This is a genomic window from Streptococcus mitis ATCC 6249, assembly GCF_000146585.1.
GTDB classification, from domain to species: Bacteria; Bacillota; Bacilli; order Lactobacillales; family Streptococcaceae; genus Streptococcus; species Streptococcus mitis_AZ.
In genome coordinates, this window is record NZ_GL397179.1 from 1,561,764 (window position 1) to 1,576,538 (window position 14,775).

Annotated in this window: 11 protein-coding genes; all 11 read right to left on the bottom strand. The window is 41.9% G+C overall.

All coding sequences use genetic code 11. The features are described from left to right. Positions 1-14 precede the first annotated feature (14 nt). Positions 15-932 carry a dihydrodipicolinate synthase family protein gene (locus HMPREF8571_RS09210; RefSeq protein WP_001281518.1) on the bottom strand — a complete coding sequence of 306 codons (918 nt, stop codon included), beginning with the start codon at positions 930-932 and terminating at the stop codon, positions 15-17. Between the two features lie 170 nt (positions 933-1,102). Next, positions 1,103-1,747, bottom strand: coding sequence for a YesL family protein (locus HMPREF8571_RS09215; protein WP_000057481.1), 645 nt, complete (start codon positions 1,745-1,747; stop codon positions 1,103-1,105). 20 nt (positions 1,748-1,767) lie between these two features. Further along, positions 1,768-2,220 (bottom strand): YhcH/YjgK/YiaL family protein, encoded by a 453-nt coding sequence (locus HMPREF8571_RS09220; RefSeq protein ID WP_000575428.1) that lies wholly within the window; start codon positions 2,218-2,220, stop codon positions 1,768-1,770. Positions 2,221-2,665: 445 nt separating this feature from the next. Continuing rightward, entirely contained in the window at positions 2,666-3,505 is an 840-nt protein-coding gene (locus HMPREF8571_RS09225) for a carbohydrate ABC transporter permease (RefSeq protein WP_001192118.1), read from the bottom strand. Positions 3,506-3,520: 15 nt separating this feature from the next. Beyond that, positions 3,521-4,387: a carbohydrate ABC transporter permease gene (locus HMPREF8571_RS09230; RefSeq protein WP_001209416.1), complete on the bottom strand. Its 867-nt coding sequence runs from the start codon at positions 4,385-4,387 to the stop codon at positions 3,521-3,523. Between the two features lie 218 nt (positions 4,388-4,605). Continuing rightward, positions 4,606-5,934, bottom strand: a complete 1,329-nt coding sequence (locus tag HMPREF8571_RS09235; protein ID WP_000672101.1) for an ABC transporter substrate-binding protein — start codon at positions 5,932-5,934, stop codon at positions 4,606-4,608. Between the two features lie 114 nt (positions 5,935-6,048). After that, complete coding sequence (locus HMPREF8571_RS09240) at positions 6,049-6,747, bottom strand: N-acetylmannosamine-6-phosphate 2-epimerase (protein WP_001135643.1); 699 nt, start codon at positions 6,745-6,747, stop codon at positions 6,049-6,051. 229 nt (positions 6,748-6,976) lie between these two features. Beyond that, positions 6,977-10,372, bottom strand: coding sequence for an SIALI-17 repeat-containing surface protein (locus HMPREF8571_RS09245; protein ID WP_001108828.1), 3,396 nt, complete (start codon positions 10,370-10,372; stop codon positions 6,977-6,979). 335 nt (positions 10,373-10,707) lie between these two features. Beyond that, complete coding sequence (locus HMPREF8571_RS09250) at positions 10,708-11,691, bottom strand: acetylxylan esterase (protein WP_000795100.1); 984 nt, start codon at positions 11,689-11,691, stop codon at positions 10,708-10,710. Positions 11,692-11,955: 264 nt separating this feature from the next. Continuing rightward, complete coding sequence (locus tag HMPREF8571_RS09255) at positions 11,956-12,438, bottom strand: acyl-CoA thioesterase (RefSeq protein WP_000894824.1); 483 nt, start codon at positions 12,436-12,438, stop codon at positions 11,956-11,958. Between the two features lie 310 nt (positions 12,439-12,748). Next, positions 12,749-14,764 carry an ATP-dependent DNA helicase RecG gene (gene recG / locus HMPREF8571_RS09260; RefSeq protein WP_001048738.1) on the bottom strand — a complete coding sequence of 672 codons (2,016 nt, stop codon included), beginning with the start codon at positions 14,762-14,764 and terminating at the stop codon, positions 12,749-12,751. Positions 14,765-14,775 lie beyond the last annotated feature (11 nt).

The window sequence follows — 14,775 nt, forward strand, 5'->3', positions numbered from 1 at the left end:
TACCTCCTTATGGATTAGAGGAAGCGCTCCTTGGTTTCACGAATCAATTGCGCTGCTGCTTCTACAACTGGGCGATCTTCTTCGGTTACTGGTGTCAATGGTGAACGAACTGAACCAATGTTCAAACCTTCATTGATCTTCAAAACTTCTTTGATGACACCGTACATATTTCCATGTGCAGCAGTCAATTTACCAATGATTGCATTGATAGCGTATTGCAATTCACGAGCTGTTTCCAAGTCTTTCTCAGCAATCAACTCATTAAGTTTCAAGAAGAGTTCTGGCATAGCACCATAAGTACCACCGATACCAGCTTTAGCACCCATGAGGCGTCCTCCTAGGAACTGTTCATCTGGACCGTTAAAGACGATACGGTCTTCTCCTCCAAGGCTGACAAAGGTTTGGATATCTTGAACTGGCATAGAAGAGTTCTTAACACCGATAACACGAGGATTCTTCAACATTTCAGTGTAAAGACTTGGGGTCAAAGCAACTCCTGCTAGTTGAGGAATGTTGTAGATCACATAGTCTGTGTTTGGTGCTGCAGCACTAATGTCATTCCAGTATTTAGCAACTGAGTACTCAGGCAAACGGAAGTAAATCGGTGGAATCGTTGCAATGGCATCTACTCCCAAGCTTTCCGCATGGCGAGCAAGTTCCATACTGTCTTTAGTATTGTTGCAAGCTACGTGAGCGATGATAGTCAATTTACCCTTAGCAACTGCCATGACTTCTTCTAAAATCAACTTGCGGTCCTCTACACTTTGGTAGATACATTCACCAGAAGAACCGTTGACATAGAGGCCTTGAACTCCCTTATCAATGAAGTATTGAACCAAGACGCGCGTACGCTCTGGACTGACTTCTCCTTGATCATCATAACATGCGTAGAAGGCTGGAATGACACCTTCATATTTTTTCAAATCTGACATAGATTTTCTCCTAAGATTTCTTTTTTCTGCTGAGAGCAGTTCTATTTTTTACAAGTTTAGTATACACCTTGTGAAAATCGCTTTCAATATCTTGTATACACTTAGATTTTAGTTTCTACTTGTATTTTAGAAACTGTAACGATTGAAAGTAGTTTCAGAAACACCTCATCCTACTGGTATTTGGCGAAGATTTTCTCCATCAAACCTGCTTGGAGAAAGACTAGCAAACCAAAACCAAAGAGGATAAAAGCTGATCCACCCAATAGGAGAGTGAAGGCGGATAGATAAAGAACCATCACAATGAGAAAGAGAATGGCTAACATGAGGAAGAACCACGGAAAGTTAAAACTTGCCAAGATAAGCCCTTTTTGCAGCACTTCTTTCCAAGACAAATCATAGCGCGCAGCGATGGGATAACTAGCCAACATCACAAGAGTGAGGAAGATGAGAATCCCCAAACAAATAGCTTTCACAATCTGGAAAGGTAAAGCTGTCTGGCCCCAAAAAAGATAGAGGTCTAAAAGACTCAGCAAAACAATGCCCAACTCTAGCAAACCTAACTGGAAACCCAGTTTCAGATTTTGCTTGAAGGCCCTTATATAAGTTCTAAAGACTGGTACCCGTCTGCTTCTCTTAATCTCAAACATAGTCTCATAGAGACTGATTTTTGCCACTCCAATCGTCACGATAGGCAAACAAGAGACAACAAAAAGAAGATTGGCTGTCACGATATCCAAGACCTTCTCACTGAAACGCATGAGAAAATTATCTGTATCAAATGCTGCCTTGATCAGGCTTACTCCTTTTTGTGCCATGTTTGCTCCTCCTGATTCTTTTAATCAATCAAAATTTTAAAGAGATATTTGCGAACCTTCTCTTCCATACCTGCATAGCCATTTGGCTGGTGCGGTTCTCCTGGGAAGAAAATCGCAAAATTGTGATAACCCAACAAGAGTGGGTAGCGTTCATGACAATGGACAAAACCAATGTCACTCGCTTCATCGAATGCTACCGCTTCGTCTTTGATACGTGAACCGTAGCTCGAATATTCATGTCCTTCTACCAGTAAATGCAAATCTGCATAGTGTTTATGGTGCTCAAACTGATCATTTTCAGCTTGATTGAGGACATTTTCCTGCACAACTAGAAAGACCTTGTCCCCGTCAATCTCATACTTACCGAGTTCGAAAGAATCCTTACGGTGCTGATAGAGATAGTCGATAGCCTTGTCTAGATTGGGATGTATACCCTTGTAAAAGGCGATGTTTTTCAAATCGTCAAAAATCATACTGTTTCCTTCGTTTCTGATAGTTACTGTTTTTCAGTTCCGAATGTTCCTTTTTCTATTTCCCTGTAATAGTGCGGACGGAAGCAAATTCCTTAGGAATTTCATTCCTAATTTTTGAGCCTGTTGCTCTTTCATCGTCAGTCTCAAAAATTCCGTCTAAGATAAAGCGTAAGTTGCTTATCTTAGATACCACTAAAGCGGGAAATAGATACCATAAAACGAACCTACTCTAACTAGTATCATGAAAAGAGTTCATTCTTAAGTTCATAAGTGTCTGACAAAATCTCTATGGCATACAAATACCCAACATTTTGTAGACACTTATAACTCTGTATTCTCTTATACTCAATGAAAATCGAAGAACAAACTAGGAAGCTAACCGCAGGCAATACTTAAGTATGGCAAGGTGATGCTGACATTGTCTGAATTCGATTTTCGCAGAGTATTATCCTTTAACAGCTCCCATAGTGATACCCTGAGTGAAGGATTTTTGGAAGACAAGGAAGACTGTTACGATTGGTACGGCTGCAAGAGCTGCACCAGCCATGATCAAACCATAGTTGGTTGCCATTTCGGCCTGCATGGTCGCAACCCCGAGTGAGATGGTCAAGTTTTGACGTGAAGTCAACATAACCAACTGCATGAAGTAGTCGTTCCAAGTATTGATGAAGGTAAAGATTGCAAGGGCTGCAAATCCTGGCTTCACAATAGGGAAGGCTACGCTCCAGAAAGTACGAATTTCACCACAACCGTCGATTTTAGCTGATTCAAGCAATTCTGTTGGAATATTTTCACTGAACTGTTTCATGAGGAAGACCCCGAATGGCCATCCAATCAAAGGCAGGATAACTGCCCAAAGAGTATCGTGAATTCCCATGAAGTTGACGATACGTACCAATGGTACAAGGACAACTTGTTTTGGAAGAGCCATGGCAGCGATAAAGACTGCAAAGAGAATACGCTGACCATAGAAACGTTTTTTAGCTAGTACGTAACCTGCTAGAGAAGAGGTTGCACAAACCAAGAACATAGTTACCAATGAAATAAATACAGAGTTCCACATCCACTGCATGGCAGGGTTTTGCACCATGAGTTGTTGGAAGTTTTCCATTGTTGGAGCTTTAGGGAACCATTGTGGTGGGATCATAATGGTATCCGGTTGTGATTTGAAGGCCCCTGTCAAAATCCAGTAGAATGGAAAGATGAACAGCACGGTCAACAAGAGCAAGATAATCGTTGAAATAACAGTGAAAGCTGTTAAGGGTTTCTTTTGTGTAGATTGCATAGCTGTCTCCTTTCTTTAGTATTCTACGTCGTTTCCAAGTACTTTAAATTGAACAAAACTTACGATCGCAATCATAATTGCCAAGAAGACACCGATAGTGTTTGCATAGCCGTATTCTGTCAATTGGAAGGCTTTTTCGTAAAGGTAGTACATGAGAGTACTTGTAGAGTAGTTTGGACCACCAGATGTCAAGAGCTGAATCAAGGCGAAACATTGGAATGAGTTGATAGTCGTAATAATTGCGATGTAAAGAGTTGTTGGAAGAAGGCTAGGCCATTTGATTTTCCAGAAGACTTGAAATTCAGTCGCACCATCAACACGCGCTGCTTCAACAAGTGAGTTGTCAATATTCCCCATGGCAGCGATATAAAGGATAATCGGTTGACCAACAGATGTTGTCAAAAGGATGATCATAATCGCTAGCAAGGCCCAGTTTTTATCACCCAACCAAGAAATGTTTTGGCTGATGATATGACTTGACTTAAGGACAAAGTTTAGAATCCCTGATAGGGGGTCATAGATCCATTTCCATACAACCGTTACGGCAACACTACCTGTTACAACTGGTAGGAAGAAGACGAAACGATAGAAAGAACGGGCAATGGCATTTTGATGATAGGTTTGAGATGCTACAAAGAGCGAGAAGAGAACTACAATCGGAACAGATCCAATAACCAGGATAACGGTATTGATCAAAGACTTGGTAAAGACAGGATCTTTAAACATACGAATGTAGTTGTCCAAGCCTACAAACTCAAATTTCGTCATGGAGTAGTTAAAGAAACTTGTAATGAATCCCATAATCATAGGAGCCAAGACAAAGATCACAAAGAAGAATAATACTGGTGCTAGGAAAGCATAGGAAATCACTGTTTCCCGCATGCGAATTTTATTGACTTTCACAGTCGGCACCTCTCTTTCAAATAGAATATTTTTTGATTTTCTTAAACTGTTTTAAAATCAAAATGAAATTTTTTAAGATTCGCTTATGTAAGAACTTCATTTTAATTTCGTGACAGTTCCTACCATTTCAAATAAAAGTCCCCCTTTTCTTACACCTTAGTGCACAGGGAAAAGGGGGAATCAATCTGACTTAGTGCTTATTGTTTTGTAGCTTTTTTGATTGTTTCGTTAGCTTTTTCAGTGAAGGTTTTCAAAGCATCCGCTGGTTTTTCGTCACCATTAGATACAGATTGCAACATTGGGAACCAAAGTGTTCTCATTTCAGCAAAACCGTCAATTGTGTTGTAGTAAGGTGAGTAGTATTTAGTCCAACCACTGATTGTTTCCATACGTTTGTCTTCATAAAGTTTGCCAAATGAAGTACGAACTGGGAAGGCACCTGTACGAACAACGTCTTTAGGACCCCATTCTTTGTCGTCAGCGATGAATTGAACGAATTTCTTAGCAGCTGCGATTTTCTTATCGTCTTTGTTGTTGAATACTGCAAATCCGTTTACAAGGTATTCAAGAGATGGTTTACCAGAGTCTGATGGGAATGGTACTTCTACCACATCTACCTTACTTGCTTCCAAGAGTTTCGCTTGGATACCGTTTTGAGCTGGTGCCCAAAGGATTGTGTATGAAGTTTGACCGTTAGCAAAGTTTTGGATGTCAGCTCCACCGTCAAATTGTGAACCATTGTTCAACAAACCGTCTTTGATCCAGCTAGCAGCTTTTTCAAGACCTTTGACGAATTTAGGATCGTCTGTTGTATATTTGGTTACGTCTTTGTCTGTTACAGAACCGCCATAAAGGTTTGCGATGAAGGCACGTGTTCCTTGGTCTCCCCCTTGACCAGAACTGAACAATGAACCTGGTGTATAGCCTTTATCTTTAAGCGCTTTCAAAACTTTTTCAAAGTCATCAGTTGTCCAACCTTCTTTTACAAGGTTTGCAACTCCAGCATCTTCCAACATTTTCTTGTTCATAGCCATGTAGAATGGAGCTGAACTGATTGGATACATGTAAGCTTTGTCTCCAGCCTTACTTGCTTGTACGATGTTTTCGTTATTAACATCTTTGACGAATTCGTCTGTGAAGAGGTCGTTCAACTCAGCCAATTTACCATTTTTACCGTATTGGATGATACGTCCTGGTGCGTCAAAGAGTACGTCTGGCGCTGTTCCTGCTTCGATAGCTGTTGTGATCTTTTCTGGACCTGACTTAAAGTCGATGGTTTCCAATTTCACTTTTACATCTGGATTTGCTTTTTCAAAAGCTTCGATGATTGATTTTTCATAAGTTCCAACACCGTCACCAGTTTTTTCTTGTGTGAAGACTGGGAATGCCCACCAAGTGATTTCTGTTTTTCCGCTATCGCTACCAGAATTTGCAGCATCTTTACTTCCACCAGAGTTACCACAAGCAGCAAGGCCAAGAATCGCAGCACCTGCAAGTACTGTACAAGCTAGTTTTCTAAATTTCATTTGTATTCTCCTAATTGATAAGCGTATCCATATTGGATAATGAGCAAGTTTATATTTGTATACGTTTTCATTTTCTCCGACGCATCAACCACTCTCCTCTGTTTTGAGATTGTGTTATTTAAGACCGGCAACAAAGCGCTCCGTAATCTCTTTTGGTCTAGTAATTGCTCCACCAACAACGATGCCTCGTACCCCATATTCAAGGATTTGTTTGGCTTGTTCTGGTGTATGAATTTTCCCTTCAGCGATGACATCCACTCCTGCTTCACAAAGTTTTTTGATTAGTTCAAAGTCTGGACCATCTACTTTTGGACTATAAGAAGTGTAACCTGATAGGGTTGTTCCCACAAAATCAATCCCTGCTTCGACTGCTTCTATTCCTTCTTCAAAAGTGCTAGTATCAGCCATTAAGAGTTGATCTGGATACTTTTCTTTGACTTGTCGGATGAAGTCCTGAATTTCCAAACCGTCGTAACGTTCACGTTTGGTACAATCCAGAGCAATAACCTCAATGTCTAGTTCAGCCAACTCATCAACTTCTTTCATAGTCGCTGTAATGAATGGCTCCTGTGGTGGATAGTCACGTTTGATGATCCCGATAATCGGTAGTTTCGTAACCTCCTTGATCTCCTTGATATCACGAACACTGTTTGCTCGGATACCGACTGCTCCACCTTGCTCAGCCGCTTTGACTAGCAAGGGGATAACCCCTCCCGCTTCTGTATAAAGCGGTTCGTGAGGAAGTGCCTGGCAAGAGACAATGATTCCATCTTTGATCTGTTCAATCAAGGCTTCTTTGCTGATCTGTGGCATCCTCTTTCCTCCCTTTCTTTCTTCTATGGGCTTATTATATATCATTTGTTAAGCGCTTTCAATAGATTGTGATAGAATAGATTTCAGTTTCAAAACTATTTTATAGAACAGACTATCCTGAAAGTAGTTTCAGACTTCTTATGATTTCGAATCAACCTGAATGTAATAAAGAAAGATAGCAGGCTGAAAAACCTGCTATCTCTTCTGAGACTTATTCAAATACTTTTACTTACGATTCTTTTCTCTTCTTGCCAAATGCAAACAAGGATAAAAGAATACCTGCAAGACCAAGGGAAATCAGTGAGCTTGTTTCCTTGCTTCCAGTATTTGGTAGACCCGTTTGTTTAACTGCTGGAGCTTGATAGGTAACATCTTTTCCTAGAGATAGTTTGTCACTTGCAGCCGCTAAGACTGGTTTGATTTCTCCCTTATACTCTGGAAGTTCATGGATTGCCGCCTCAGCGCCATTGACGCCACCTACGTACTCTGGTAGGTCATTTGAAGCTGCTAAGACAAAGTTAGCGCCTCCAGTATATTCAGGAAGCTCGTTAGATGCAGCTAGAACCGCATTAACGCCACCTTTAAACTCTGGCAGTTCATGGACTGCCGCTTCAACAGCGTTGACCCCACCTGTAAATTCAGGTTTTTCAACCGTTGGAGCTGCTTCTTCGCCTACTGTTGCCAAAGGACCTGTGTACTCTGGGATTTCTGCCACTGGGGCTTCCTCAGCATTAACACCACCTGTAAATTCAGGTTTTTCAACCGTTGGAGCCGCTTCTTCACCCACTGTTGCCAAAGGACCTGTATACTCCGGAACTTCATGAACTGCTGTTTCCTCAGCATTGACACCACCTGTGTACTCCGGAACCTCATGGATAGCAGCTTCACTACCATTAATACCATCGCTTAATTTAGATCCAGCTAAAGAGACTGGTAAATTGTGCATACTTTCAATTGCACCCTCAGCTAGACCTGTAATCCTTTGACCCATATCTTCTGGATCCACTGTAAATAAGAGAGTTTTTGTATCGTACTGGGTCATGAAGGTTGCTGTTTTACCATTTGCCAACTGAAGGGTCGGAGCCTTATTTACCAATACTTCCGAATCAAACTCCATGGCAATAATACCTGGCCATTTTTGAATAGCATATTTTACTTTTGCTTCTTTAGGAGAAATTCTTTCCTTGGTCAAGAAATCCCAGTTGAATTTCTTGAAGGAAAGTGTATATGGAACACCTCCAGGAGCATGGTGCTCATATAAAAGTCCAAATTCATCTGGTCCAATTTGTTGGAGAGAGTTATAAGCATATTCTCCTTCCTGAATCAAATGATGGTGCAACCAAGTTAACTGGCCATCTTCTTCAACACGAGCCACTCGAATATAACCATTTTTACGACCTGGACCGTTCGCATTCGCCAAGAGAATATACTCTTTACCATTTTGAACTGTATGAGTCGCAGCCATTTGAACATAAACATCTGGCACATCGTAGCGTTCAACGTTATTATCCCAAGTTAGACCACCATCATGACTGGTTGCAACCTGTAGATCACCTGTCAAACCACGCATAAATAGTTTGAGATCCCCATTGTTCAACTGAACAACAGAAGCCTCTGTATTTTGAGCATAATAGTTGTTCATGGTGCTTGAATCAACCACTGTACCATCATAAAGTGTACGATTGTCGTTGACACCACCGCCCATATGCCAAGTCTTACCATGGTCGTCTGAGTAGATGATTCGAGATGATTGGGAACCGTTGAGGTGGTTGGTACGGTTAGTTGTATAGACAGGAACGACGATTCGACCTTTATGTGGTCCGGTACGAAGGGTAATCCCCACTCCAGGACCTACTCCTAGGAATTTCATCCAATCGGCTTTGACCATTGGAGTAATATCTTGAGGAGCTGACCAAGTCTTCCCGTCATCATCACTGTAGGACATCCATAGATAACTATCCTTGGCAATTCTAAATGGAGAAGTTTTGTTTGTTGTGAAGTAGATATTGCCTAGTAGCTGGTCACCCTTGTATAGATCACCCTTGTCGCTGTAAGCTGGTTTGACAGGATCTACAACAACGCGGTATTCCGTTGCCTTGCCATCTGGAGTGTAAACTGTACCATTTTCTCGAATAGTATAGGCTTCTCGTTCTCCTTCTCGGTAGAGGATTTGATAGGTTTTGCCATCGATTTCTTTATAGGCTTCTTCTTTTTCAGAAGACATTCCAAAGATTCCTTTCCCTTCTGGGAACATGTCATACACGGCAAAAATCCGTTTGGTTTCAGGATCCTGGGTCAAGACCATATCGATATTCACTGGTGAACCGATTGATGGGTCAGAAGCTTTTGGATTGTCACGTAAGTTAGTAATGGTTACTCGGTCACCCCAAGTTTTACCATTATCTTCACTACGTCTGATGACCATACCGATATCTCCCCAGTCACTTGAATGGAGACGGCGTTCATCTGCACCAGCGATTAAAGTTCCTTTATCTGTCTTGAGCAGAGCTGGAATACGATAACTCTTGATACCATCTTTGTTTGGTTGGTTATGCATTCCGCCTTCAAAGACGTCTTCTTTCTCAGAGATTTTTGCACCTTCTGGAAGTTTCTTCTCCAAATCACCTCTTTCAAATAGTTGACTCCGTGTTTGAACTTCATCTGGGCTTAAAGCACGATCGTAAACGGTTAAGTTTCGGACTTGTAGGTTTGATGCCCAAACTGTTTTATTGCCCCGTTTGGTTGCTCCAAGTTGAGCTTGATTAACATCTGGCATATCTTTGATAAAGTTACCAGATTTTAGACTTGTTCGGGATAAGACACCGTTCACATAGAGACGAACTCGACCATGAGGTAACTCCGCTGTCGGTTGTTCGACAGTAAAGGTCACGGAATTCCATTGTCCAGGGCGAACTTTCAAAGGAGCATCTGTATACTTATCATAGAACTGCTCCCCTTTAGCGCCACGCCCCTCAATAAGAGCTGTATTATCAAGGACCGACATAGTAAAATACTCATTTTCCTTGGTGTCACTGGATACAGAGAAGAGATTGTAAAAGCGTGGAGCTGATGCATCCGGTTTGAATTCCATGTGAACTGTAGCATTTTTTAGTTGCTTTAGTTTATCTAGTTCATTTGATAAATCGACTCTCTGACCATTTGCTGCATTGGTTTCAACATCTTCTTTTTCAAGGACAGGATTAGCATTTTTTAAATCTCTTGAGTAATAGTCACGAGGAAGCGCTCCCTGATCCTCTGATTCCTCTTCCTTATTTGCTTCTTCTGCAGGGGTTTCCGTAGAGGATGGGGTTTCTGATTCTGCACTCTCATTTTTTTTCAAATGATCTTGGTCCACCTCAACGCCATTGTCTTGAGCTGCTGCCAATTTACCAGCCAAATCCTTATCCAAATGAGCAAGATCTCCCGAGGACACTTCTTTTGGCAATTCTGATAATCCTTGACCAGGTTCGACAGTTTCTGTACTGGCCCCTGCTGCATTGGCTTGCTCTTGGGCTAAGACTGGATTTGCTCCAAATACTACTGTACCAATCACTACCGATGCCGCACCGACTGCAAATTTTCGAATTCCGTATCGCTGTTTCCGATGTAAAGAGTTGTAATTCATGTTTGTCCTTTCATTTTTCATAAAATAAAGCGCTTTCTTTTTTCTTTAAAAATTTTTATTGCCTCTTAAGAGAGACAAGATTTAACAAGAAAGTAACAACTAAATGAGAGCTCCCGTTCCTCTCTCATTTTCTACTAGGTCATACCTTTAATCACCCAGTAGCCATCTCCCTCCTTTCATAAGTGACTTTTCCTTTATTATACAATAAAGTCTTATATTTATATCTATGTTACCACAGAATAGATTTCAATTTCAAGAATATTTTAATATTTTAAATTTTCTGAAAGTACTTTCAGAATTTTGTGACAAAAAAGAGAGCTACTGCCCTCTCAAAGTTATTTTTTTACATAAGAAAAAGGAATCTCACTTCCACAGAGCCAGTTATAAACCTGGTCATTTACAAAAACATTCATGGCTTCGTGAGCATACTCTGGCATGATGCGATAGGCCTTGTCGCAAGTCAAACGGTTGTATATCGCAAACTGGGTAATGGGATAGCAAACATCGTCATCCAAGCCCGTAATCATCTTGACCTCTCCCTTGATACGATGGGCAAGGTTCTTCACATCGATATAGGCAAGGGTCGCCATAATTTCCTCCTCTGTTTCATGGAAGGGATCGTGAAACTTGAAATAACGGAAAAGTTCGTCATAGGCTTCACTGGTATTGCCAATCTCAAGCACTCTTCTAAAGTCAGACAAGAAGGGATAGATGGCAACTGTTCTCTGAATCCGAGGATTGAGCGCTGCTGCAACCAGAGCTAAAGCTCCTCCTTGTGAGGCACCATAGCTAGAAAGTCTTTCCTCATCTACTTGTGGCAGACTAGCAACAATTTCGATCAACTGGTAAATATCCAGATAGACATCCTTATAAAAGAGCTGGTCTCGACCTTCCACAACACCACGGATGATATGGCCCTTAACGGTATTTCCCAAAGGAGAGCGCAAGCCATCTTGTGAATAGCCCGACTGGCCTCGAACGTCCATAGAAACAACGCCGTAACCAGCCACAGTATAGGCCAGCATGTCAGCCCAATCCCAACCACGCCCCATGTATCCATGGAAATGGAAGATTAGCGGAACCTTCTCCTCAGTCTTTGGAAGGACGACGCGTGCATAGACCTTGCCTTCATTCCTTCCTTCAAAGGTCAGCTCATAACACTTGACTTGAGGAATATGGAAATCTCTTTCCTCCAGCTGGTAGGTAGGAAGGACTGAAACTTTTTTGACCTCTTCATCCCAAAAAGCATCAAAGTCTTCTGGAACCTCATCCCTTCCTTTATAAGTCTTGATTTCTTCTAGCAAAGCTGGATTTTTCATAGCATGCTCCTTTTGATTTGTAATCGCTATCATAACTGTAGCATATCTGGGAAAGCAATGCAAGAAAGAAGGGTAATACTCTTCGAAAATCAAATTCAAACTACGTCAGCTTCGCCTTGCCGTACTCAAGTACAGCCTGCGGCTAGCTTCCTAGTTTGCTCTTTGATTTTCATTGAGTATAAACAGAAAGTGATTTTAGATTCTCCTCCCTCAAACCGATCGTCTGAAAGTAGTTTTAAAATCTTAAACTTCTAATCTTCCGTTTTACATATGATCCTTCACAGCAACTGCTACCATTTTGGCTTTGGCACGGACTTTAGTAGCCACTGTCATCTCCATAGCAATAATTGCTTTTCTTTCCCCTAATTCCTCCAGAGTAGAAGTGACCACAATTTCATCTTCAATTGGACTAGGACTAAGGTAATCAATTTCCAAGCGAGCTGTAATAAAACGTCCTATCACAGTAGATTCCGTCAGTTCCAACCCTTTTTGATGATGGGCAAACCAAGCTGCTGAGGCCGTGCCATGGCAATCAAAAATAGTGGCTATCATTCCTCCAAAGACATTTGATGGAACTCCACCAGTATAAGCATTTTCAAGCTTTATCCGACTAATACAACTCTTTCCATCTATACTTGGATAGGTTTTTAAATGTAAGCCTAAATCATTCTTGGGACCACATCCCCAACAATGCTGAAATCGTTCTCCATACCTATCTTGGATAGCAATCGTTCTGGTTTCTAACATTCTTTTCACTCCTCCTTACTCAGATGGGGCAATTATATCAAGCTTCAGTCAAAGAGTAAATAGGCTTGGAGACTAATATCTTTTTATCACTCGACTAAGTTTGATTTATAGCCGACCATTTTATAAAAATAAAAAGAGCGTTTCCGCTCTTTGTGTATCAATAGGTTCTAGCTCCTTTCTCTAGTTTGACGGTTTGGAATTTCTTTTGGTAGGTTACTTTAATCGTCATATAAGAATCCTCGTTTCTTTTTGATGACTCTAGTATAAGACCCAAACCTAAAAGCTAGCTTATAGATTTCTTAGGAAAGGCTTAATCTAGATGTTCTCTCTTTTCTAGATGAAGAACAATCATGCGCCATTCTGGATCCTCTTTCCAACCTTCTATCGAACTAATGTAGCTGGCAACCTTCCTGGCTTCTTCTAAAATCGGAAAATCTTCGATAACATCAGCCACTTGAAACTCTGGTAGTCCTGATTGTCTGGTTCCAAAAATCTCACCAGAACCTCGCATTTTCAAATCTTCCTCAGCGAGGACAAATCCATTTGTAGTTTCTGTCATGATACGCATGCGGTCCTTCCCAGAGTCAGTCTTGGGATTAGCAACGAGAACCGCATAGGACTGCTTATCCCCCCGACCCACACGACCTCTGAGTTGGTGAAGTTGGCTGAGACCGAAGCGATCGGCATCCATGATAATCATGACAGTCGCATTGGGAACATTGACCCCAACCTCGATAACCGTTGTCGAAACCAGAATATCTGTTTTTCTCTCTTTGAAATCCTGCATAATCTGGTCTTTTTCGTCACTCTTCATCTTACCATGTAGAAGAGCTACTTCAGCCTTGCCGGCAAAATGAGCCGTCAACTCCTCTGATAAGGCAATGGCATTTTTCAGATCCAGAGCTTCAGATTCTTCAATCAAGGGAGAGATGACATAGGCTTGCGAACCTTTTTGAATTTCTCCCTCTAACCAAGTCAAGACCCGAGGCAGCTGCTCATGCTTAATCCAGCGAGTCACAATAGGCTTCCGCCCTGCTGGCATCTGGTCAATAATGGAAACATCCATATCTCCAAAGACTGTGATAGCCAGTGTTCGCGGAATGGGCGTCGCTGTCATCATGAGAACGTCAGGATTGTCCCCTTTTTCCCGTAAAATACGCCTTTGGCCCACACCAAAACGGTGCTGCTCATCGATGATAATCAAACCAAGACGAGCATAATCAACCCCATCTTGAATCAGAGCATGGGTTCCGATAATCAAATCAGCCTCACCCTTGGCAATGGTCTCTAAAACTTCTCTCTTTTCTGAAGCTTTTAAAGAACCTGTTAAGAGAGCTAGTTTCAAGTCTGGAAAAAGGTTCTGCAAACTCTCAAAGTGTTGCTCAGCAAGGATTTCTGTTGGCACCATGAGAGCTGCCTGGTAGCCAGCCGTCACCGCCGCAAACATGGCTAAGCCAGCGACCACCGTTTTTCCGCTACCCACATCTCCTTGCAGGAGACGATTCATGTGATGGTCGGACTTCATATCAGTTAAAATTTCCTGCAAACTCTTTTCTTGAGCTTGGGTCAGGGCAAAAGGCAGATTTTCTTTAACGACTGTCACTTTTTCCTGGGACCAATTCAGAACCAGACCGCTTCCCTGAACTCTATTTTCAGACTTGAGCGTCTGCAACTGCATTTGGAAGTAAAAAAGTTCCTCAAACTTGATACGACGAAGGGCCTGCTTGTATTCTGCCAAATCCTTAGGAAAATGCATAGCACGAACTGCCTGGCAACGGGACATGAGTTTGTATTTGTCCAGCAAAGACTGGGGAAGATTTTCCTCTATCAAGAGGTCCAGTCCCTGATCAAAGGCTGTCTTGATGACCTTGACCAGCCCTGCCTGACTGATTCCTTGAGCCAGACGATAGACAGGTTGGAGGTCATCTTCCACCTGAGCAAGAACCTTCATCCCAGTCAGACTGGCCTTAGCACGATCCCATTTGCCAAAAACGGCAAGCGTTGCTCCCAATTCTATCTTATCTGCTAGATAAGGCTGGTTAAAGAAGTTCACCGCAAAAACGACTTCTCCCTGTTTGAGACTAAAGCGTAGACGATTACGCTTAAAACCATAATACTGGACACTGGCAGGAGTCACTACCTGACCAGACAGGACAGCCTTTTCGCCATCTTCTAGTTCCAATACTTGCTTGGTCTTGAAATCTTCATAACGGAAAGGAAAGTAGAGCAAGAGGTCTTGCAAATTTTCAATTCCTAGTTTGGCATATTTCTCTGCTGACTTCGGTCCCACACCAGGCAAGACATGCAAGGGTTGATGTAGATTCATGCTCCCCCTCC